The 21860-nt window shown below is 34.6% G+C and carries 21 protein-coding genes and 1 pseudogene; 3 read left to right on the top strand and 19 right to left on the bottom strand.

Annotated features, from left to right (window positions below; all coding sequences use genetic code 11):
• Complete coding sequence (locus ATN92_RS15900) at positions 1 to 693, bottom strand: uracil-DNA glycosylase (protein WP_056951648.1); 693 nt, start codon at positions 691 to 693, stop codon at positions 1 to 3.
• 81 nt (positions 694 to 774) lie between these two features.
• On the opposite strand from ATN92_RS15900, the gene ATN92_RS15895 reads away from it, so the two are divergent.
• Both ATN92_RS15895 and ATN92_RS15890 read left to right on the top strand, forming a co-directional pair.
• Complete coding sequence (locus ATN92_RS15895; protein ID WP_056951646.1) at positions 775 to 1656, top strand: Cof-type HAD-IIB family hydrolase; 882 nt, start codon at positions 775 to 777, stop codon at positions 1654 to 1656.
• Positions 1653 to 2204, top strand: coding sequence for a hypothetical protein (locus ATN92_RS15890; RefSeq protein WP_234032519.1), 552 nt, complete (start codon positions 1653 to 1655; stop codon positions 2202 to 2204). Before ATN92_RS15895 ends, ATN92_RS15890 begins: the two co-directional genes overlap by 4 nt.
• Positions 2205 to 2394: 190 nt before the next feature.
• On the opposite strand, the gene ATN92_RS15885 is transcribed toward ATN92_RS15890, so the two are convergent.
• From ATN92_RS15885 to ATN92_RS19700, 3 genes and pseudogenes are all read right to left on the bottom strand, one after another.
• A complete protein-coding gene (locus tag ATN92_RS15885; RefSeq protein ID WP_056951644.1) occupies positions 2395 to 2961 on the bottom strand; it encodes a GNAT family N-acetyltransferase in 567 nt (188 codons plus the stop codon).
• A gap of 245 nt (positions 2962 to 3206) precedes the next feature.
• Entirely contained in the window at positions 3207 to 3557 is a 351-nt protein-coding gene (locus tag ATN92_RS15880; RefSeq protein WP_234032518.1) for a hypothetical protein, read from the bottom strand.
• A gap of 12 nt (positions 3558 to 3569) precedes the next feature.
• Positions 3570 to 3677, bottom strand: a pseudogene (locus ATN92_RS19700) (TetR family transcriptional regulator); the annotation flags it as partial.
• A gap of 237 nt (positions 3678 to 3914) precedes the next feature.
• Between ATN92_RS19700 and ATN92_RS15875 the strand changes: the two are divergent.
• Positions 3915 to 4391 carry a hypothetical protein gene (locus ATN92_RS15875; protein WP_056951640.1) on the top strand — a complete coding sequence of 159 codons (477 nt, stop codon included), beginning with the start codon at positions 3915 to 3917 and terminating at the stop codon, positions 4389 to 4391.
• Here ATN92_RS15875 and ATN92_RS15870 read toward each other — a convergent pair.
• From ATN92_RS15870 to ATN92_RS15800, 15 genes are all read right to left on the bottom strand, one after another.
• Complete coding sequence (locus ATN92_RS15870) at positions 4381 to 5259, bottom strand: sigma-70 family RNA polymerase sigma factor (protein ID WP_056951638.1); 879 nt, start codon at positions 5257 to 5259, stop codon at positions 4381 to 4383. The two genes, ATN92_RS15875 and ATN92_RS15870, sit on opposite strands and share 11 nt — an antisense overlap.
• Positions 5256 to 7100: an N-6 DNA methylase gene (locus tag ATN92_RS15865; RefSeq protein ID WP_056951636.1), complete on the bottom strand. Its 1845-nt coding sequence runs from the start codon at positions 7098 to 7100 to the stop codon at positions 5256 to 5258. Before ATN92_RS15865 ends, ATN92_RS15870 begins: the two co-directional genes overlap by 4 nt.
• Positions 7101 to 7873: 773 nt before the next feature.
• Positions 7874 to 8998 (bottom strand): GH25 family lysozyme, encoded by a 1125-nt coding sequence (locus ATN92_RS15860; RefSeq protein ID WP_056951634.1) that lies wholly within the window; start codon positions 8996 to 8998, stop codon positions 7874 to 7876.
• Positions 8995 to 9285 carry a holin gene (locus ATN92_RS15855; protein ID WP_056951632.1) on the bottom strand — a complete coding sequence of 97 codons (291 nt, stop codon included), beginning with the start codon at positions 9283 to 9285 and terminating at the stop codon, positions 8995 to 8997. Before ATN92_RS15855 ends, ATN92_RS15860 begins: the two co-directional genes overlap by 4 nt.
• Positions 9286 to 9594, bottom strand: coding sequence for a hypothetical protein (locus ATN92_RS15850; protein ID WP_056951630.1), 309 nt, complete (start codon positions 9592 to 9594; stop codon positions 9286 to 9288). It lies immediately after the preceding gene.
• Complete coding sequence (locus tag ATN92_RS15845; protein WP_143444255.1) at positions 9594 to 9932, bottom strand: hypothetical protein; 339 nt, start codon at positions 9930 to 9932, stop codon at positions 9594 to 9596. The genes ATN92_RS15850 and ATN92_RS15845 overlap by 1 nt, the downstream gene beginning before the upstream one ends.
• 60 nt (positions 9933 to 9992) lie before the next feature.
• Positions 9993 to 11537, bottom strand: a complete 1545-nt coding sequence (locus tag ATN92_RS15840) for a hypothetical protein (protein WP_056951627.1) — start codon at positions 11535 to 11537, stop codon at positions 9993 to 9995.
• Positions 11538 to 11547: 10 nt separating this feature from the next.
• Positions 11548 to 13824, bottom strand: coding sequence for a BppU family phage baseplate upper protein (locus tag ATN92_RS15835; RefSeq protein WP_056951625.1), 2277 nt, complete (start codon positions 13822 to 13824; stop codon positions 11548 to 11550).
• A gap of 4 nt (positions 13825 to 13828) precedes the next feature.
• Positions 13829 to 14188, bottom strand: a complete 360-nt coding sequence (locus tag ATN92_RS15830; protein ID WP_056951624.1) for a hypothetical protein — start codon at positions 14186 to 14188, stop codon at positions 13829 to 13831.
• Positions 14189 to 14347 (bottom strand): hypothetical protein, encoded by a 159-nt coding sequence (locus tag ATN92_RS15825; protein ID WP_156638746.1) that lies wholly within the window; start codon positions 14345 to 14347, stop codon positions 14189 to 14191. It lies immediately after the preceding gene.
• 10 nt (positions 14348 to 14357) lie between these two features.
• The gene (locus ATN92_RS15820; RefSeq protein ID WP_056951622.1) at positions 14358 to 16121 is read right to left on the bottom strand and encodes a phage tail spike protein; all 1764 of its coding nucleotides are present in this window, start codon (positions 16119 to 16121) and stop codon (positions 14358 to 14360) included.
• Complete coding sequence (locus ATN92_RS15815) at positions 16118 to 16807, bottom strand: phage tail domain-containing protein (RefSeq protein WP_056951620.1); 690 nt, start codon at positions 16805 to 16807, stop codon at positions 16118 to 16120. Before ATN92_RS15815 ends, ATN92_RS15820 begins: the two co-directional genes overlap by 4 nt.
• Positions 16807 to 20595 carry a phage tail tape measure protein gene (locus tag ATN92_RS15810; protein WP_056951618.1) on the bottom strand — a complete coding sequence of 1263 codons (3789 nt, stop codon included), beginning with the start codon at positions 20593 to 20595 and terminating at the stop codon, positions 16807 to 16809. Before ATN92_RS15810 ends, ATN92_RS15815 begins: the two co-directional genes overlap by 1 nt.
• A 247-nt stretch (positions 20596 to 20842) precedes the next feature.
• Positions 20843 to 21229, bottom strand: coding sequence for a hypothetical protein (locus ATN92_RS15805; RefSeq protein WP_056951616.1), 387 nt, complete (start codon positions 21227 to 21229; stop codon positions 20843 to 20845).
• A 15-nt stretch (positions 21230 to 21244) separates the two neighbouring features.
• Positions 21245 to 21850 (bottom strand): hypothetical protein, encoded by a 606-nt coding sequence (locus tag ATN92_RS15800; RefSeq protein WP_056951614.1) that lies wholly within the window; start codon positions 21848 to 21850, stop codon positions 21245 to 21247.
• Between the last annotated feature and the right edge of the window lie 10 nt (positions 21851 to 21860).

Raw genomic sequence — 21860 nt, 5'->3', positions numbered from 1 at the left:
TTATTCCTCCGTCTCATCGGCATTCTCAGGTAATTGCCAATTTATTTCCTCTTCATTATAGTTTAAAAGTGCGGCATTTGCTTTAGAAAATGGTTTGGAGCCGAAAAAGCCATATCTAGCAGCAAATGGACTAGGATGTGGTGAAAATATAATTGTATTCTTTGACTGATCAATCAAAGGAATCTTACTTTTAGCAGCATTTCCCCAAAGAATGAAGACCACTTTTCCACGTTCAGATAGTGCATGGATCGCATAATCAGTTAGTTGTTCCCAACCTTTTCCCTTATGTGAGAAGGCTTGTCCACGTCTAACGGTTAAAACTGAGTTCAAAAGCAGTACACCTTGTTGAGCCCAAGCTTTAAGATAACCGTGTTCGACTGGTGTACAGCCCAAATCATCCTGCAATTCTTTATAGATGTTTCTCAGTGAAGGCGGTATTCTTACACCCGGAGCCACTGCAAAACTACAACCAATAGCTTGATTAGGTTCATGATAAGGATCTTGTCCCAAAATTACGACTTTAGTGTCAGCAAATGAGGTCCACTGAAAAGCCTGATAAATATGGTGCATTTCTGGATAAATTGTTTGGGTATTATATTCATTAACAAGAAATTCACGCAATTGTTCATAATACGGTTTGTCAAATTCACCTTGAAGAACACCTTGCCAATCATTTTTTATTAGCGTTTTCAAATTTACACCTACCTGTTTGATATTAATTCCATAAAATATGGTAACATTCACATATAGCATAACGCACTCGGAGGGAACTTTATGATTAAATTAATTGCATCCGATATGGATGGTACATTATTGAACGATAAAATGGCTGTTTCAGATCGCAATATCAAAGCCATTAAAGATGCCCAAAAGAATGGCATTGAATTTATAATAGCAACTGGTCGAAGCCTTGATGAAGCTAAGCCTTTTTTGAAAAATCGAGTTCATCCCGGATACATCACTCTAAATGGTGCTGAAGTATACGATGAAAATGAAAAACTTATTTCAAGTAATCCTATTTCTGAAAAATCAAAAACAGAAGTTATCAATTACTTAAAGGAACACAAAATTTACTTCGAAGTAGTCACTAACAAGGGAATTTTCTCAGATAACAAAGATTTACGTGTTTCTAGCTTAGCGGAGTTATTGGTTAAATTAAATCCTAGTACAACTTATGAACAAGCACTTCAAGATACTTTAGCTCGTGTCAAATTAACACCAATGAATTTTGTTAGCAGCTACGATGAAATTCTCAGTGATCCTTCCTACAAAGTTATGAAGCTGTTGGCCTTTAGTGGCAAGGATACAGAAGTTTTAGCACCCTTGAGAAAAGACATCGAAGAAAACATTGATGACGTTGTTGTGACATCATCTTCACCAAATAACGTAGAGATCAACAGTATTGATGCCCAAAAGGGTATTGCACTTTTACAATTTGCTAAGGATAAAAACATCGCTCAAGAAGAAACCATGGCTATCGGTGACAATCTCAATGACGAGTCAATGATTCGAGATGCTGGTGTTGGTGTTGCCATGAAGAATGCTATTCCCGCTATTGCCAAATTAGCACAGATTCAAACAGATAATAACATCAATGATGGCGTTGCCCAGATTGTTGAAAAAGTTATTGCAAAGGCAAAGAATCAGAATAAATGATGAATCTTTATATTCGAAAAGCGGACTTAGCGGTTGGTAATATCCTAGTAGTGATCAATCAAAACAAGGAAACCATTTTTATTGCATCCCGCGATAAAAAAAATCCTTTCTTAATTAAATTGTATAATCGTTTGAATACGTTGATCGGTGAAATAAAATTAAAAAATAACTTTTTAAAAATTTATTCAATTGAGATCAATGGTGAGGAAAAAGCAACAATCAATGCTATACCCATGCTAGATCTAAAGTACGTCCATCTTAGTAAGATCAATTGGAATGTCACTGGCAATTTAGTTATATCCGATTATCACGTCACTAAAGATGGCAAAGAAATTCTCTGTGTGCAACCAACTATTCTGGCACAGGGTCATCCCGGACTGGAACTAGACTTTGCTAATATGGACGATGGTCCTATCGGTACTCTTTTAACTATCTTTTTAAATAAATACATTAAGCTACCAACTCTTACTCCTAATGCAGATCTGGATAACAATTTACTGAAAAATAAAATTCCTTACTTGAACAATTTCAAGAGTAAATGTAATTAAAAAAGTGCTCATATCAATCCAAGGCAACATTGCCATATGGTTGATACGAGCACTTTTTTGTTTAGAAAGATTATGTATTATTTTCTTTAACAAAACATTCAAAATACTGTTTAGTCCAGAGTAAAATTTGAGAATTTAAACATATTTCCACTCTAACCAAACTTTAGTAAGAAATATTTTTCCTTCAAACTTACTTTGCTAAATCATATTGCATGTGATCGTATAGATGACTACCGATATACAATTGACCGACTTTCTTAAAACCAGTCTTTGTGTATACATGTTTAGCAGGCTCATTATTTACGTCAACATTCAAACTAAGGATTTTCTCACCACGGTCACGCATAACCTCAATGAATTGCTCCATTGTTTTTGTTCCAATACCCTTATTTTGATAATCTGGAGCGACTGCAAATGAATCTAAATACCATTCACCAGGCCAGGCCTCTTTATCGCCAAACAAATTCTTTTCTTTAATGCCGTACTTGTGCATAATTTTGATCAAGGGTTCATCAATGCCATCCTCTAAACTTTCAGGATAGCCGACCATAATTGCCACTACTTTACCATCGATTTCGTTAACGAGAATATTATCCAATCCATAACGATAGCCAGGTTGGAAGAAACCTTCCTTAATAACTTGAGCCATCTTTTCATCGCCAACTTCTTTAAATACATCGAGTTCCATCTCATCAAAGATTTGGAAAAGGATTGGCAATATCTGATCCGCATCCTCTGCTTTTGCATTTCTAAACATTTTTCCACCTCAAGTATATATAATACATGAAATTTAAATAATCTCAAACCAAGCGTTAAACACAAAAAAGCGATGACTCTTATCATCACTTTTTCTACAAAATTATTACTCGTAACCCCTTTACTTAGATTTAATCAAATCAGTGCTTAAATATCATCAACTTGATTACAGTTATTATCATAACTAAATGTTTTTCAAGTTTATATATGCAGTTTTCTGAAAGTGTTCAAAAATTGAACACTTTTTTAAATCTGTTTAAAAGTAATTTGAAAAAATTCTAAGTAATGATTAACTTCTTGAATAACGAGTTCTGTTTTCATTTCTAATCCATTATCTAGCCAATTAATTATAATAAAGCACAAACCACTAACGAGATATATATTTTCTGGATTAATTTTGAAATTACATTCTAAAAGCTGACTATTAAAAATATTGATCAAGAACTTCTTTCTAATACTCAATTCAGCTAATCGATAAAAATTTAAACTAAAGGTTTTATTCTTACTAATATATAGAATAAATTTACTGACGAATTCGTTAAAATCATCGCTCTCCTTAATTGCCATATTTAAAATCTTTTTCTCAAAAGTAGCCATATAAATATCTTCAATACTATTGAAATAATAGTAGATCGTACCTCTAGTAACTTTTGACGCCTTAGTCAAGTCGGTTATAGTAAATTTTCTCACTCGATTGACTGATAGCTCCTCAAACATTATATGGATTAGATGATCGACGGTTCTATTCACAGCATTACCTCGCCTCAATATTTACTTGTATCCTAACAAAAAAGTAACTTTTTTAATATGCTTTTTGATCGATTTTGTGAAGAAATTACTAATAAATAAAATGCTACATTTTATCAAAATTTACATAGTCAATTTTCTACTTTTGATGATATTTAAGAATTATAATGATTTTGAAATTGAAAATTTTGAGGGAGAAACATTGATATGAATAGAAAGAAGATTGCCCTGTTAACTGGTTTAACCATTTTTGGTGGTACAAATATTCCATACAATAATTTGATCAATAACCAATCTAATAATGTAATTAAAGCAGCACAAAGAAAAAAGTCATCAAGAACTGAATCAAAATATCCAAATATTATGAAAAAACTGGATATAACTTCTATGCAACAATATGATAGCAATATCCTTTTCATGAGTATTACTTTAAATAATTTTTACATTAAAGACTTTCATACCGATAATTCTGGTAAAACCAATCTACTATTGGTACCCTTGAGCACCAGTGACCAGTATTTTGTTACCTCCGTTAAACTTGACCACAAAATAAAAAAGAATCAAAGGATAACAATCCAAGGATTCTTAAATGGTAAAACCAAAATTAGTAAGAAACAAAATTTCAACGATAAATATCTCGACAAAAGCGCTGTCTCCGTTCTAGTGGATCACATTAATTATTAAAGAAATAGTCTTTTAATCCATCTATATCACGTAATTTATCAATAGCCTGTTTTTCAATTTGACGAACACGTTCTTTAGTAACTCCTATTTCCTGTCCAATTACCGATAAAGTTCGCTGACCTTGATTATCAAAATCATAGCGTTCAATAATAACCTTAACTTCTCTTGAAGTTAAACGTTGATGCAATTGTTTGTATAGGTCTTCTCTTAGAAAATCATTCTCGATAATAGCCTGCATACTTTGTTTTGTATCCGGTAAAATATCGGCTAATTGACTGCTTTCATTATCGGATATTGGATGGTTCAAACTCATTGGTTTCAATTTTTCTTGGTCAACTTGTATCAAACGTCGGTATTGTTTTTTAGTAATATCGGCTTTTTGACAAATCCAAGCTACATCTATTTTCCCATACAGGTCCATGCTTTGATTTCGAAGTGACTTAATTAATTTGGCAGCCGTTGCTTTATGATTGGGAATTCTGATTATTGAATTGACACTGTCCTTTTCACTCAACATTTCTTTTTTGATCCACCAATAAGCATATGTTGAAAACTTATTATCATGATTACGATCATATCGTTTAACGGCCTTCATCAGGCCAATATAGCCAACCTGAACCAAATCTTCTTCAGATAGACTCGAACCTAAATAATGAGAATAACGGCCAGCCAAACTATGAATTAATCCACTATTAGCCTTTATCAACTTGGTCATTGCAGCAGCATCTCCATTATTATATTCCTTAACATACTGTTCATTATTTTTATAACTGACTTCATCTGGACGTTTAACATTCTCATATCGATAAATCATTTTATTGTCTGAATCATTCAAAATTATAATAAAGCCATAGAAATTATAAATCATTTGTCTTTTCCTCCGTCATCAACTTGATATAGGCCACCTAAGCCCATTTTTTGATACAATTCTTGGTTAAATTTATCTTGTAAATCTTGTAATTGCCTCATTTTTACCTTAATTTCATCACTTTTATGTAAATAATCTTGAACAAATTTCTTTTGTTTATCTACATCGACTTTAGGTACTTCAAATTGACTCAGACTCTTTATAGGTATCTGTCGAACCGTTGTACCTACCATAATATCTTCTAATTGAGCCCTACCGATAGGACTATTTATAAACAGTTTCAAAAATTGTGAATCATATACACTGGAATTGACCCTTAATCTAACTAAATTGCTATTAATCAATGTGTTTGGGCGAATATCTTCAACTTTTAACAATTTGAATGAACCACGAACGGCCATTACAATATCACCGTTTTGTAATTCGTAATTATCAACTTTAGTCCGTTCCTCAACGTCACCGCGAGACATTTTTGTATAACTAATTCCGGTCGAATTCATATCTGAAATTCTCATGATCCAATATTTCCCCTGCAAACTTTCATTTTTAGAGATCATATTGTAACCACGATCTATTTTAGAAATATTCTCTAATGGGACCGTATCCCCGCTATAATAATCAATTAAATTAATTAAATACTTTTTGTCGTCGAAGTTATACACCGTTTTTTTAATATATCTTTCAACCATCATACTGTCATCCGAAATTTGATCAATTGGTACTAACAAAGAATAATTTTCTATTTCCGTTAAATTACGGTTAGTAGTTACAATCTTTTCAATTTCATTTGATTTTAACCACAAATTACGACGAATTTGTAACGTTTCCTCCTTAGAAACCTTTATGAACAGAACTTTATTTTTATGCTCAATCGTCTTATCTCGATTAAATACTAAGACACTAGTCGGAATTGATGTATTAAAGAGCAGCCCTCCAGGTAAAGAAATTACCGTTTCAAAGAGGTCTTCTTTCAAAACATTATGACGAATATCTCGTTCTAATCCTCCCCTAAACAGAACTCCAGTAGGAAGCAATAATACTACTCGACCAGATGACTTTTTAGAAGAACTGATAGCATTCATGATAAAGCCCCAATCAGCCTTTCCATATGGAACCTTCCCAAAAGAGTATCTATCGTACTTATCTATATCATTTAGACCTCTGGGGAATTGCATGGCAAATGGCGGTTCCGTAATCACTACATCAAATTTCATCAATTTACCATCTTCAACATATTGGGGATCTGATAAAGTGTCACCCACAAAAAGCTGATGATTCGTTGAACCATTAATATCTAATAACATCTCTGCAATAGCGACACGTAGTGGGTTTATATCCTGGCCATATACACGCTGTTGAGGATTATTTTTAATGATTGTAAGTAAAGTCCCCCCAATTCCACAACTAGGGTCTAAAACGGTATCGTTTGCTCTTATATTAGCTAATCTTACCAATAAATCATTTATATCATTAGGCGTTTCAATTTCATCGTATAGACGTCTAGAGTTCACATTGAAATATTCTTGGACAAATAATCCTATATCTTCTCCATTCATTTCATCAACACAATCGACAATATGCTGATAAATGTCCGAGGAAATATTATCTGTTACAAGTTCGATTACTGGAATAACCGGTTCTAACACCTCAATATCCTTAGAATCTATTAATTGAGAAAAATTTCGACTAATTCCATTTTTAGATAATTTACATCTACCGCTGCTTGATAGATAAGAGATTGCTACAATAAAAATACATTTTTCTAAATCTGGTATATCGAAACCAACTTGAGTAAGGGTTCTTCTTAATCTACCACGTACTCTCTCTTTTTCTGTTATCATTATTTCACCTTTTGTTTCAAAAAAAGTATTAATTATACTTTTTAAAAGATTTGAAAAATAAAAAGCAATATCGTTGCTCTCGAATATATTAAAACACCTTACTCAGTCATTTACAATAGTTTAATTTAGTATTTCAAATACTTATTTTTAATAAATCTACAAAAAAAGCTCTAACCATTGATTTAACAATGATTAGAGCTAACTGATATTAATCGCTTAATACCGGTGATCGGGGTAGTTCCTTCCTATTACATAGGGTCTCAAGCAACAAAAGTGCACCAAAGGTGCACCTTCTGAAAATCAGTCGGTAAAGGGTTGACCCCTGCCTACAATTAATCAGTTCATTTGCCAGTTAGTTTATCTATTCTTCAAAGATGAAGGGATATTTATTAAACCTCTTAATCTTTTACTTTTGATTCTTTCTTAAACCAAGTCATTCAAGATTAAATTAAATAATAATTAAAATGCAGAACTCATTCAAATGAAATCATCTAAAAGCAGACTATTCAATATTTCTGAATAGTCTGTTTTTTAACCATGGTTCTAAGGGAAAAATATATTTTATACTTTATTAAAAATAGATCAAACATCGATGACATTAAGGAACTTCGTAATTTATTGGATGAACGCGAAAATAAACTCAAATAAGAAAAGCTCTCACCTGTTAGAGTGAGAGCTTTTTACTATCGTCAAAAAAATAATCAAATTGTACTCTTTAAATATAGCAATTAACTTTGGTAATATCTTTATGCACTTTTAATGAAATGTCGAAACTAACCTTTAAATCCTGATCCCTGCATATAATTTAATGGAATATACATATCAGTAGCAACCTTATAGCACCAGCCGACATTAGGAATATCATACAAAGTATCAAAAGTTTTCCATTCTGTACCACCTTTAAATGTTTTATTTGAATCCTTAATAGATTGCCCCTTTGAAGTATACGCAAGAACGCCATAGTCAGAACTATAATTAACAACTACCTTTTCTTTGAAAATTGTTGATGATTGTGGAAGATAAATGTTTCCACCAATTAAGAAATAAGGCTTCATATTAATTACTTTGATACCACCAGATAGCCAATCCGTAGCGGAAACTACATTTGTTCCAACATTTGGAGTTCCATCAGCTTTATAGGTCGTATAAGCCTTATAGTCGTTTCCTTTTACAGAAACAACATTACTGATTGTTTGTCGTGGATCAACTTTAGCAGATTGATTGGCTGTATAAAAGTCATCATAGCTTTGAGAAACATCAAAATTACCATAGCTCCCGTTAAAGCGATATGTACTCCCCCACTGCCAAGCATGAGTATTTGAATACCAATTTTTTCCCGAAGCATTATAAGGATAACTTGCAATCCAGCCTCCAGAATTAATATCCATCTTATTTCCTAACCAACTAGACATAGTATAAATATCTGAGCGATATCCATATTTAGCCACTTGATCCATAAAAGCTTTGTTATTAGCATTATTCTGAGCACGACTTAATCCATTTTGCTGTTCAGCTTCAACATCTGTAACTAATACAGAACCAATTGGTAGACCGTCTGATTTAGCCATTGTAGCAGCATAGTTTGCCTCAGCAATCGCACCTTGAACACTAGTGTATCGTGCAAAATGATAGCCATTGATATAAAGTCCTGCCTTTTGAGCAGTATTAATATTATTAGCTGCTGTGTAATCATGGTAGTAAATACCTTCAGAAATTTTAGTAATCACTGATTTAACACCATAATTATTTAGCATATCTTGAAAATTAGCCACAGTCATATACCCATTGTGATTAGATACATCAACAATGTCAGTTCGTGCAGCATCCACATTTGTTGTGCAAAAAAATAGACCTGCGGCAAGCAGACCTACAATATATGTTATTTTTCTTTTTTTCATTCAGATTTTCCTCCGTCATTTAAAAATCCTTGAACTCCATCAAACATCCCTGATGTCCAACCACCAATTAATAAACCAGCAATAATTGCTTTTCCAATTTCCTTATCGTGAAATACTAGTGCTGTTACAATTGCCAACACCAGTCCTAAACCCATTGATACAAACGGCATCCATTTGCTGTCAATGGTCTTCGTATTTTTAACTGAGTTTGTTAATACATAACACAAGATAGCAATGACTGTTAGCTGTGCTACATCAATCAAATTTAATCCTTCAATAATTTGCATTTATTTTTCCTCTTCCTGCTCGGTGAACTTACTTACTTGAGAAGTAAGACTCCCCATTTGTTTATTCAATGAATCAATCACACTATTTAACTTTTGAACTTGCGCTTTCAATTCAATTACTTGTTCTTTTAAATCATCACGTTCATTAGTAATTCTATCCAATCTTTCGAAAAGGTCATTCGTGTGATCCGCATAGACACCTTCATTAGATCCCTGATTTTTCAACCGTTGTAACCACACACCAAAAATCCCCGTTATTACCGCCCCACTAATAGCAGATAGTAAAGTTCTTATCGTTTCCTGACCCACTAAGGTTCACTCCAAAATGCTTCAAAGAGTATTCGAATATCTATAAACAAGATAAATATAGTGGTAAATTTTGGCATTAAAACGGGGGCATTAAAATCATGAATCGCAAAGATAATTAGATAGAAAGTCCAAACAAAAAGGAGTAAAAATACAATAATGTCTTTTACCGACTTTGTTAAAACTCCTAAACAAGAAAACATCACGTATAGCCCAATAATTATCAATGCTATAGCAAATGGTGGATCATCCACAGTAGCGATAAATGTTGGGGCTGCTGATGGTCTATCAATAAAATTACCAGTTCCAAGGAATATTAATCCTAACGCTAAGGTTTCCATCCCTGTAAGGAACCACGAATGGTTCTTTTTCAAATATCTCAATTCACATCACTTCTTTCTTTAAACTGCAATTACTTCATCTATTACTGGAAAGCTCATAACATTAATTGTCAAACTGGAATACTTAATTGATGGTAGCCATACTTGAATAAATAAATTTTCAATTTTTCCATCATTAGAATCACCGAAAACTAATTTAATTTGACCTCTATCACCATTCCAACTACTTACTCCCGCTAAATTACCGTCTCTATCTCTTAAAACACTTCCATCAAGTGGTTCATTAACTAGTATGTAATTTCCAGCTATAAGGGCTGCCTGAATTTCTTCTTTACTAATAAAATAATAAAAATTAGTTTCACTAAACTTAGCAATATCTTTAGGGATAATTAATCCAGAAAGTGAAGGCATATAAGCAACGGGATATGTTGTATTATCAGTTATTAAATGTTTGTCAATTCCTATAAAAATGCCATTTTTTAAATCGCTAGGTTTAAAGTCAGTGTCTAGTTGGAATGATGATCCACCACTCATATCCTTCGGATTTTGCCAATTATTCTTACTTTGTACCCACAAATTCGTACTTCTATATAAAGGTGTCTTAGTTACTATCGTTCCTTCAGTGACTATTTCACCTTTTTTTGCATAATCTTTTAATTTCGTATCAACATCTGTTGTCTTAGCATATGAATTCAATGTTGAGGTTTTTACATATGAACTTAGGTCTGGGTTAGGCAATGTAATTTGTAACCTCTTATTACTGATGGCAACGTCTTTACCATTAACGGTCGCACCAGTTACCAATTGAGCTTTGCTAATTTCACTCATAACAGTTGAACCAGTGGGAACATTCCCCATTTTGCTTTGAATTGCATTAGCAGCATCTTTAGCAGATTTAGCATCATTTTGCATTTGAACAACATCAATCTTATTTACTTCAGCTTTAGTTGCATCAAGCGTTTTAGTTAGAGATTGCATCGTTTCATTAGCCTTATTAATGTTTGATTGGACATCAGTCATTTTGCTTGTAAAGTTATTTCTATCAACGTCAATCTCTTTATCAATTACGGCTCTGACATCAGCAATAGATGCCAGAGAACTACTAACAGTTGTCTTAACCTTTGCTAATGTGGTGTTTGTCCAATCAGTGATCTGTTTAATTAGCTCATCTGTTTTAGCATCAATAATTCCTGACCCATTAGTCGAAATTTCATTAATTAAAATTGCATCTGACAGAACATGATTCATAATGCGATCCATTTGACCAATGTAATTATTTGATTTGATGTCGTTTGGTTCTGTGATGTGAATTAGTAGCCTTGAACTCTCTATATTATTGATAACAAAAAAAGCACTGACTAAACTGCCAGAGCTTTCACTTAAACTTCTTGGAATTCGATATGTTAATTGACTGCCTAAAATTCTAAAGTGAGATGAATCGTTGTCTTCATATTCTTGACCATCTGGAAGTAAGGCTTTGAATTTAATAACAGTACCGGATGGGAAACCAACAAGGTCAAAATCCATTCTTGCTAAATAATCACGCTTCAGTAATCGAATTGGACTTCGATTAATTGGTAATGCTTTATAAGTTTCTAGCTTCATTTTCTACCTCCTAACTTAGACCTGTGATTGTATAAGTTATTTCTTTGCCTGCAGAGTCTTTGAGTTTTAAAGCTTTTCCATTTAATGAATCTAGTGTTGTTAATTTAATCCATGGACTCCAGGTCAAAGGAGTGCCACGAGTTCCACGCATATAAAGAGCAACTGGTGTATCAACACAGTTATAGTATATTTGGACTGCCCCTCCTGATGGTGAACCATTTAGAACCATTAAATAGCCCCAAGTGTTCCCAGCACTAGTAGGTATGTTATTACCACCGCTGGCACCTTGAACCAGGTATATCCCAGGATTTACATAATCATCCCAATTGGAATCTTTTGTAAGAATCTGATTGCCTGATTTAAAAACACTTCCCGAACTGGTAATAGTGATTATTTCATTAAACACCACATATGAATCGAATGCGGTAGCTCCTTGTGGGCAATTAACCGAGACCGTCCAGGCTTTAACAGGTCCTGACCCAGTTTCTACAAAATACCCATATCCCAATGAGTATCCGTTCGGATCTGAATCAGTAATATGAACCCATCCTCTAACTGACATACTATCGCCACTAGGATTATTTTTAACTCCTGCCTGACAATATATAGTATGAAAACCTAATGGTAATTTTGTTATTAATTCCTTAAAATCTTTATTCTCATTATTAAGGAGTGCTATTTCAAAAGAACCATTATCAGCCGTAATTTTAGATTTTTGTAAAACCATTGGATCTAAAGGATTAGGGCCCCAAGGACGTGATGTCAAGCCTGGCTCTAATTGCAATTTTTTAGCAAAAACAGAACCTCCAATTCCTTCCCAATTTCCATGAGCCTCTACCCTCACCATAGCGTTTTGAATCATATATTTATTTTCAAAGGTTACTGACATTCTAGTCCACGACTTAACTCCAACATCTGAAATTATTATCCCTTGAACATCACTATCAGGATTGTCCAAATCACTTATATAAAAAACAAGTGATATTGGCCCATTATTGTACATCTTAAAATCACCACTAAAGGTATACTCTTTTCCCTTTTTTAGTGAGACGACTGTATAGTATGATGAATAATTTCCAAACATGTGAATCATATTGTATCCATCAGTATCTTGTTGAAGCTCAACTGAGGTCATTTTTTTAACCCAAGAAGTCATTTCTTTAGAGTCTGGAAGCAAATTATATGTGTCATTTAAAAAATCTTCTTGAGCAATGGTCAAATCTGTTTCAACGTTACTGAGTTTTAATTGAGCATTTTTAAACCTAATGGTTCCATCAATGTAGTTAACTTGAAACCCTAACATTGTCGATAACGAATTGCTCAAATCCTCAGTAATTCTAAATGTATAAGTATAGTGCCCTGACATTTTTTCAGCTGTTGGTTTAATTTGATTTTCTCCATTTATCTGCCAAGGTTTTGCATTTACTTGAGGAACCATATACCCAGTAGTAGTTACCTTATCTACCCTCCAATCTACACTGAAAGTAGCTATTTGATTAACAACAGCATTTCCACTTATTTGTCCAAAAGAAAAGGTCCAAGGATAAATTACTTGATTTTGTATATTTTGACCGGCATAAAAAACTTCCTTTAATGAATTTAAAAGATAGTTTCTAGTTCCAATTTCAGGAACTTCTAAGGCATCTAGTTGAGTTTTCAAAGCGGTATATTTATTTTTAACATCAGCTGCTTGCTTGTCCAGATTAGCTAAATAAGTTTTAAATTCAGTGGTCTTGGAGTTAATAAACTGAACATATTTAGCATTAAGATTATCCATTAAATCTTTCATTTGTTTTTTAGAAGCCGCTAATGCTGTATCAAATGTTCCTTTACCGGTTTCAGCAAGGTCATTGATAGCAGTGTAATCCGACATAACATGGTTAAATATTCTATCAACTTTAGAAATATAATCTCCCGACTCCAGTTTCTCCATGCCGGCTTTGGTCAAAATATGGATATAGAAGTTGGAGGTAGAATCATTACCAATCTTAAAGTACGTATTGGTTGTTGATCCTGAGGCATCAGTTAGTTCATCAGGAAACGTATACGTAAATGACTTCTTATCAGCACCAATTTGAAAATGACTTTGTTCATCATCTTCAATCGTTGTTGCATCTGGTTTATCTGAATAGAATCCTAATTTAGTTTTCGTTAAATCCTTTTCACTAAAATCCTCCTCAAGATCAACAGGAATCTGAATTGATGTATCTCCTTGACGTAGAGTAATCGGGTACTCATAAATCGGTGTTTTTTTCTCTGTGTTGAGTGTGATTTTTTTAACCGTCATTAAATCACTCCTTTTCTAAAATTTCTTTCAGCAGTGACTTCACTTCATTGAGATCACTGCCATTTTTTTGTCCTTCTGCTGCTACAGCACCAAGTTGAGTTTGCAAAATTGCTGTACTTGGTTGTGGGATATTAAAAGGCTGGTGTAGAGAATGTTCAGAGTATGTATAAAGATCGTGATAATCCTCAAACATTTTGTACTCTCCGTCACCCAAATACGTCTTAATGTAACCCTCTTTTTCCAAATCGGGATTAGTAGTAGAGAAGTCATAAAAATTCATTGGCCAATCATCTTCTGTGGCATCTGAATTGTGTTCAAAATCAGTGACAACTCCACGTTTATCAGTCTTTATGTAGATATACATTTATTTCTTTACCCCCTTACTCGATTTCAACTTTGCATTTTCAATTCTCAAATCTTGATTTTCCACGAAAAGTGCAGAATTATCTCTTTCGAGATTTGCAATTTTATAAGTCAAATTTTCAATCATTTTTTGGCCAAACGTCTTTTCCTTTTTTTCCATGTTAATCTCCTTAAAGATCTGATTGATTTAGTATCCTTAGTGATGCTGACACGTTGCCTGTTGGTCCAACAAATAATCTTCCGGTACCATCACCCCAAAGATTAGCTCCACCAACCATTAAATATCCGCCATTTACAATGTTCATTTTTTGAACTCCATCAAGTTGCCAAATAGTTGCTCTTGGTGATGTCATTCCGTAGCCAGAAAGAGAAACGACATTTCCATTATCTCCAGCTAAATCAATTGAAGTATCGCCTGTAATTCGGGCGCCATGAAGCTCTCCACCTTCCATATAGACACTGCTCATACTGTGACCTATGAAATTATCTGCATAGATATATCCACGACTATCCATGGCTGTTTTACCTGAACCATCATATGAAATGCCGTAGCTGTTTAATCTAAATCTACTCCCAGCGCTACTTTCAATTGTCATGTCTGTCGCATTATCACGATCAGGGCTAAATTTGATTACCCCGTTACCAGGACGGTTAATATAGTTAAAAATATTATCCCGATTATCATCAATTTGTGATGTCAAATCATCTATGTGAGCATCATAATCATGCAGATCAGAACGGATATCTTTCAATTCACTTTTACTGTTTTCTAAATCGTTTTTGGTATTATCCAAATCACCTTGAATATTGTCCATACCATCTTTAACGTCGTTAATACTTGCTTCAGTATTATTAGCTTTGTCGGATAGTCCGGTTCTAGTAATGGTTCCCAATTCGATTTCGGTATATTCCTGAGTTAAAGCATCAAATTTATAGCTGACGATGCTATCTTTAATGTCAAAATCATTTAATTGAACATGAACGACATCAAATGGGCGAACGTCTACCAACTTTTTGAACTGAATATACTCTCTTGTATCGCCTAGATTTTTAAACTGAATTTTGATATTAATTGTTGGCTTATCAGCATCATTCTTTTCAAACTCTTTTTTAGCAAGATTTCTTAACTGCTCATAGGCTTGCTCTTTCGGAACCGCACCATCTTGGTTCAAAGTGGAATTTGCATCTTGAGCTTTAACATCCTGATAATCTACCGTCTTGATTCGTACATTTTCATACTTATCAATCAAGGGACTATCGACGTACTTTTCAGGAAGCATTAAACCATCAAACCCAATGGGCATTATTCTTGTTGCCATAGGTTCCCAATCGATTTGATGATCGTATCCTGTTAAATTCTTGCCATGATTTATTCGGAAACCTCTATCTTCACCAACTGCTTTCAGCATTTTCACATCATAACCGTCACGATAAATAGTTCCACCCCAACGGTTGATAAAAGTATTACTTTTTGATGTATCTAGAAGCGCCTGAACTGGATTCATTCTGACCATTCGGCAATTAGTAACATCTTCAATATCAGAACTAAATCTAAATTTAGTCGAATACTGAAATGCTGCATTGAATCTTGCCATCAATGCTTTACCAGTGGATTTAACAAAATTAGAGTCCTCAATTAAATTTGAAGCTAGGTCATAGAAAATGTGATAGCACTCTACTTTTGTGAATCCAATTTGCTCAGTTACTTTATGAATTCTAAATGGTTGGTCTCCAAGAGGTGTCGGTGCAATAACTATCATGTCACCCTTGATTAAGCTGCTAAACTTGGCACTACTAAAATAATCAAAGTCAAAACTGTACATTCCATTTTTTGTCCACTCGACGGAATTAGATTTAACTCCATTATCAAGAACAGCAATCCCATTAGTTTTGAATTGTTCTTCAGTAGCATTTTCAGGAAAGAGTCTAATCATAAATATCTCTCCCTTACTTTAATTTTTATCGAGTTCAATCCACCACTAATTTCAATCGTGTTTTTACCAGGGTTTAACTTAGGAAAATCGCCTATCATCGATAAGCCTAAATTCTTGTCATCTTTGTAAATTTCTTGAATTTCGGAGTCCATATAGGCGTGTTCTACGGCCAAGTTCAGCTTTACAGGTGAACCATTAATCGTAATCGTCCCCTGACCGCTCTCCAATATTTCCATTTTTGGCAATGAAAATACAGTTCCGTGGTTATAAATGGTTCCAGATTTCTCTACCGTAATTTCACGTTCATCACGTAGATATTCAAAAGGATCACAAATAAATGAAACTTCAAATGAACCGTACTCAGCGATTTCATTATCAATGTCGCCTATTTGAACCCGTTTAACTTTTCTATAAACTATGTCATCACTAAAATAAATCTTCTGACAATTGAAAAGCCACGACTTTATGTGTCGTAGCTTTTTTTTGACATTAAAATTCTCCAAAATATTAAATTGAACCTTTTGCGTCACATCCTTAATGTACTTGAGACGATTCAAACTTCCGTTTCGTCCTTCGACATATTCTGATTCATACTCAAAATCTGGATTTGAAATTTTGGGACGATCTGCAACCGCTAGTAACATATCTGAATCAAAAACTCCGTCGACAACAATATGCAAACTCACTATGCATTCCCCCTAACTCCAAAACTGGATTTATTACTTTGATTTCCCATCCACGAATCAGCACGTTCAAATATTCTATCAACATCTTCGTTATCTCTAACTGTATTGTAGAAAGTCATTTGAACATTCTGTGTGACGGGTCTGTTAATTCTTTCATTTGTAGCTTGTACAATCTGATTACCAATTGCAGATAGATTTTTATAATTTAATGGAAGAATTGCTTCGGGTCCGGCTTCACCACCACCCTGAAGGTTTCCACCGTTCATTCCAAAAATCGTTGGTGCTTTCATGATTCCACCAATAGCATTCCACCTTACAGACAAGTGTGGTACTGATGGTGGTTTCAAGCTAAACTTTCCGGATAAATGAAAGTGTGGCAATGGTGGCAAGCTAATCTTAGGAATTCTAAGGTGCATTCCCGAGAAAAATCCTTTTATTGCGTTAACAATTCCAGAAATAGTCGATTTAGCGGCTTGAACTGGACCAACCATTGCTGACTTGATTCCATTCCAAACGCTTGATGTTACTGATTTGATATTGTTCCAAGCGTTACTTACTAATGATTTAATTGCATTAACGACACTTGAAATTGTTGATTTGATTCCATTCCAAATGCTGGATACTGTCGATTTAACTCCGTTTAAAACAGACAATGTTACAGATTTAACGGCATTCCATCCAGCTGAAACCGCCGATTTGATTCCATTCATCACCGAAGTTGTTACGGATTTGATTCCATTCCAAGCTGCTGAAACTGCTGATTTGATAGCATTCATCACCGAAGTTGTCACGGATTTGACTGCATTCCATCCAGCTGAAACCGCCGATTTAATCGCATTCATCACCAAAACTGTTACTGATTTGACTGCATTCCATCCGGCTGAGACTGCTGAACTAATAGAATTAAGTACCGAAGTCGTTACCGAAACAATGGCTTGCCAAATGCTTGTAATAATATTTTTTATGCTGTTAAAAACGCTCGTTGTAACACTAACAATTGCTTGCCAGATAGTCACAACTCTACTTTCTATTGCAGAAGTTACCGTTATAAATACAGTAGAAATAGCATTCCAAATCGTGGTAAAGAAACTACTTAATGCGTTGAAAATCGTTTGTGCCGTAGTAACTATAGTCGTCCAAATAATACTCAAGGTATTAGTTATGAATGTCCATACACTTTGGGCTGTGGTAGAAATAATTTGCCACATTTGACTAAAGAATTCTACTAATGGTTGCCATATTGGTGCTGTTAAAGCAACGATTGCTTGCCAAGCCCACTGTAACCAAGAAGTTATAAATAGCCATACACCTTGAATGACAGACTGAATTGTCATAAAAATAACAGTGATTACGCTGACTAATCCAGTCCATATACTCGATGCGATTGATACAATATTTGTCCATAATCCTGATAAATAAGTGGTAATTGAATTCCAAATACTGCTTGCTGTTGTACTTATCGATGTCCATAAATTACTAAAGAAGTTTCCTAATCCATTCCATATGCTTGAAGCCATCGAGACGGTACTTGTCCATAGATTTGATAGGTACGAGGTAATTGAGTTCCATATACTACTTGCTGCTGTACTTATTGATGTCCAAAGTCCACTAAAGAAGCTACCCAATCCGTTCCATATACTACTTGCTGTTGAAACGGTACCTGACCACAGATTTGATAGATATGAAGTGATTGAGTTCCAAATATTAGATGTCGCTGTAGCTATCGAATTCCAGACGTTTGAAATTGTTGTAGAAATTGCATTCCAAACTTCTTCAGTTTTAGCTTTTATTTGATCCCAATGAGTAACTATATACAGCACCAAAACAGCTATGATTGCTATAATTGCGCCTATACCACCGGTCATTAAGGCCGTTGCCAATTTTATGCCTTTTAATGCGTTGGCTATTGCACCTATGGCACTAATTACCGAACCAATAGTTACTAATAATGGCCCTATTGCAGCAGCAACACCGGCTATTGCCATAATAAATTGCTGTGTTTCTGGGCTTGCATTGTTGAATGCCTTGGCAATATTTTCTAACACTTTGAATACCGGTTCTAAACCATCCAACACATTACTTAGTGCATCCATCAAAGGACCACCGAATTCGATACCTAAATCAGAAACCTTGTTCTTAACAATCTTCAGTTTGGAACTGAAAGTTGAATAGCGTTTCTCAGCTTCCTGTGTCAAAGCGGTATTCTGTTTCCAACCATCACCTGAAATCTTCAAAGCTTTAGATAAAGTATCTCCGGCACCAGAAAGACGTAACATAGTATCGATTTCTTGTGTCGAATTAATTCCCATATCTTTTAGCATTGAGGTGACATCTTTACCACTAGCTTTGGCTTTACCAAGTCCTTTAACAAATGAAACAATTGCTCCGGAAGCATCACTCTTCCAATGTTGCTTGAATTGTGATGATGACATTCCTGAGACTTTGGCGAATTGTCCTAAGGTCTTATCGCCACTAGCCACGGAAGTATTAATTTTTTGCATGACACGAGACATTGCGCCACCACCGGCTTCAGCTTGAATACCAACAGATGACATAGCAGCTGCCAAACCAGTGATTTGCGATTCAGTTAATCCAACCTGATGACCAGTACCGGCAAGTCTCAATGACATATCAACGATATCGGATTCGGTCGTAGCCATGTTATTACCTAAGTTAACGATTGCCGAACCTAAACGATCAAAATTCTTTTGTGGCATACCAGTGATGTTGGCCAATTTAGCTAGTGCAGTAGCAGCATCTTCTGATGACATATTGGTTGCTTGTCCCATGTCAATCATTGTTCTGGTAAAGCCTAAAACATTAGGTGTTTTAATTCCTAATTGTCCAGCCGCTTCAGCAACATGAGAAATTTCTGTTGTAGTGGCTGGAATCGTTTTGGCCATGTTTCTAATGCCAGTCTCTAAATCTTTATAAGATATTTTGACTTTGCCGTTAGAATCTTTTACCTCATCAACAGTTTTCTTAACGCCTGTAAATGCACTATCAAAATCACTAGCAGCTTTAACCGAAGCGGCAACACCAGCAACAATAGGTGCAGTTACACCAACTGTCATACCCTTACCGACAGATTTCAATTTATCTCCGGCGTTAGTCATTGCTGATCCAAAATTCTTCATCTTATTAGTAGAGTCGGCATAAGAATTAGCAAAGTCTTGGTTAGCCTTCTTAGCCTCTAATAACTTGCCATTTAAATCTTGTACTTGCTGAGAATTTTCACCATATTCTTTTTTGGCCAATTCAAGTTGTTTCTCTAAATTCTTAACCTGTTCAGCCGTAGCTTGTTCCTGTTTTGCATAGTATTGCTTTGCTAATCTAGCCTTATCACTGGCCTTAGCATTATTCCCAAGTTGTGCTACTTCCAGTTGATATTCCTTTGAAAGATTACTAGAAGATGTCTCAAGAGATTTTTGTTCCGATGCAAGTGATTTTAAAGTGGCCTGCCTTTTTTGAGATGCTTGAGCCGCTTCACTTTCAGCTTTCTTAGCCTCATTTAATTTCTCATTGGTTGCGGTAATTCTATTTTTTAAAGATTCTTCTTGTTTCTCGGCGGTTAATAATTTGTTTGTCCAAAGACGGGTTTCTTCAGAATTCTCACCCGTAACTCTCTTAACATTTTCTAGAGCTTCAGATGTGATCTGAGTCTTACTCTTAGCTAGCTCATATTGGCTATTTAGCTTAGTTAGGCTAGCATCGAGCTTTTCCGACTCACTAGAAGTGTTTCGCATTTGCTCTTTTTGCAATGCAAACTGCTTATTTAAGGAAGTCATTGCGTTACTATTTTCTTTAATAGCAGATTTGAATTGCTGATTAATTACCTTATATTCAAGTTGAATCTCTTTTCCGTTTGCCCTTAAATAACCTCCCTTCTAATTTATGAATTTAAATAATTTTCTACTTCAACTTTATTAATTGCCAATTTGTTCAAACTGCTAATTGGCCAATTTTCGGCAATTTCAGGCTCAATTCCTATAAAAAAAACGTAGAAGCTAAATAAATCTTCTACGTCGTCAATAATTATTTTCGGTGCTTTCTTTTCCTGTCCTTGCCGTTTCCTTTTTTTGTTGAACGTTTAAATCCATTAGCAAATCTAGCATCTGCTTTGGCCGAACCGCTAATCATCTCGGTTAGAATCTTACCTGATTGTTCAAAGTCCAAATCCAATTTATCTTCAAAATCATCTTGGCTCATCTTCGTATCAGGATTGGCATTCAAATAAGCAATCCAAGTTGAATTAATAAGATAAGGCTCCATTTTTTTAGGTTCCTTATCTGCACCAACAAAGGCTTGTAATAGGGATTCTGGCAAGAGCCCTTTATCCTGAAAAACTCTTAATGCTTTAATTGAAATTTTTGGCTTAATTCTTACTTTTTCGCCATTATTTAGTGTAATTTCATCAATCATCTTAAAACCTCTTTATTATTTTGATGTTGTTGTAGAAGATGCTGGTGCTACGGCCTTTACTAAGTCTGGTGTAAAGTCTGTCAACCATTTATCTGCTACGTCTGTATCAACTTCACTTTGAAGTGCTTCGTAGAAAAATTTGTTATTATCGTCTTTCATAGCAATAAATTCTTGCTCTATTTCGGCAATTTCTTCACCGCCGTTTTCTAATTCCCAAGTCATACCACCTGAAAATTGCATATTAGGAAACGCACGTAGCATTGCCATCACTTCGTCCAAGTCAAGAACCTTAAAGGACATAATTCCACGACCTTGACGTGAATCTGTTCCATAGGCATATACGCCCTTTTTTAACCCGTCTGTCTTCAATCCCCAAACTTTACGCAAATTTTCGACTGGCATATGTCCAGTAAATTTACATTTTAGTTGTGTAGGAATATCAACGGATCTAACCGTGTCACCTTCACATTTTTTAACAACCGTTTTTAAAGTTGTTTCAATTTCAAGTTTTCCTGTACATCCCAGCTTAACCGCAGGTGTAATGTACTTATTATCCTCAAGCCACTTAATAGCAGCATCAGTTACTTTGTATTCATCAAAAGTTGTATATTCTTCAGCCATTTATTTTCTC

This window comes from Companilactobacillus bobalius (assembly GCF_009764355.1).
Note: the sequence above shows the minus strand (reverse complement) of the source record. Positions and strands in the feature narration are given on the sequence as shown.

What these genes read in the sequence shown, in the direction of transcription:
- ATN92_RS15840 (WP_056951627.1), bottom strand. Translation starts at nt 11,537, where the DNA reads ATGAAGCTAGAAACTTATAAAGCATTACCAATTAATCGAAGTCCAATT.
- ATN92_RS15825 (WP_156638746.1), bottom strand. Translation starts at nt 14,347, where the DNA reads ATGGAAAAAAAGGAAAAGACGTTTGGCCAAAAAATGATTGAAAATTTG.
- ATN92_RS15830 (WP_056951624.1), bottom strand. Translation starts at nt 14,188, where the DNA reads ATGTATATCTACATAAAGACTGATAAACGTGGAGTTGTCACTGATTTT.
- ATN92_RS15860 (WP_056951634.1), bottom strand. Translation starts at nt 8,998, where the DNA reads ATGAAAAAAAGAAAAATAACATATATTGTAGGTCTGCTTGCCGCAGGT.
- ATN92_RS15820 (WP_056951622.1), bottom strand. Translation starts at nt 16,121, where the DNA reads ATGATTAGACTCTTTCCTGAAAATGCTACTGAAGAACAATTCAAAACT.
- ATN92_RS15895 (WP_056951646.1), top strand. Translation starts at nt 775, where the DNA reads ATGATTAAATTAATTGCATCCGATATGGATGGTACATTATTGAACGAT.
- ATN92_RS15885 (WP_056951644.1), bottom strand. Translation starts at nt 2,961, where the DNA reads ATGTTTAGAAATGCAAAAGCAGAGGATGCGGATCAGATATTGCCAATC.
- ATN92_RS15875 (WP_056951640.1), top strand. Translation starts at nt 3,915, where the DNA reads ATGAATAGAAAGAAGATTGCCCTGTTAACTGGTTTAACCATTTTTGGT.
- ATN92_RS15835 (WP_056951625.1), bottom strand. Translation starts at nt 13,824, where the DNA reads ATGACGGTTAAAAAAATCACACTCAACACAGAGAAAAAAACACCGATT.
- ATN92_RS15855 (WP_056951632.1), bottom strand. Translation starts at nt 9,285, where the DNA reads ATGCAAATTATTGAAGGATTAAATTTGATTGATGTAGCACAGCTAACA.
- ATN92_RS15845 (WP_143444255.1), bottom strand. Translation starts at nt 9,932, where the DNA reads ATGGAAACCTTAGCGTTAGGATTAATATTCCTTGGAACTGGTAATTTT.
- ATN92_RS15800 (WP_056951614.1), bottom strand. Translation starts at nt 21,850, where the DNA reads ATGGCTGAAGAATATACAACTTTTGATGAATACAAAGTAACTGATGCT.
- ATN92_RS15810 (WP_056951618.1), bottom strand. Translation starts at nt 20,595, where the DNA reads ATGACTTCCTTAAATAAGCAGTTTGCATTGCAAAAAGAGCAAATGCGA.
- ATN92_RS15865 (WP_056951636.1), bottom strand. Translation starts at nt 7,100, where the DNA reads ATGATAACAGAAAAAGAGAGAGTACGTGGTAGATTAAGAAGAACCCTT.
- ATN92_RS15890 (WP_234032519.1), top strand. Translation starts at nt 1,653, where the DNA reads ATGATGAATCTTTATATTCGAAAAGCGGACTTAGCGGTTGGTAATATC.
- ATN92_RS15805 (WP_056951616.1), bottom strand. Translation starts at nt 21,229, where the DNA reads ATGATTGATGAAATTACACTAAATAATGGCGAAAAAGTAAGAATTAAG.
- ATN92_RS15870 (WP_056951638.1), bottom strand. Translation starts at nt 5,259, where the DNA reads ATGATTTATAATTTCTATGGCTTTATTATAATTTTGAATGATTCAGAC.
- ATN92_RS15880 (WP_234032518.1), bottom strand. Translation starts at nt 3,557, where the DNA reads ATGGCTACTTTTGAGAAAAAGATTTTAAATATGGCAATTAAGGAGAGC.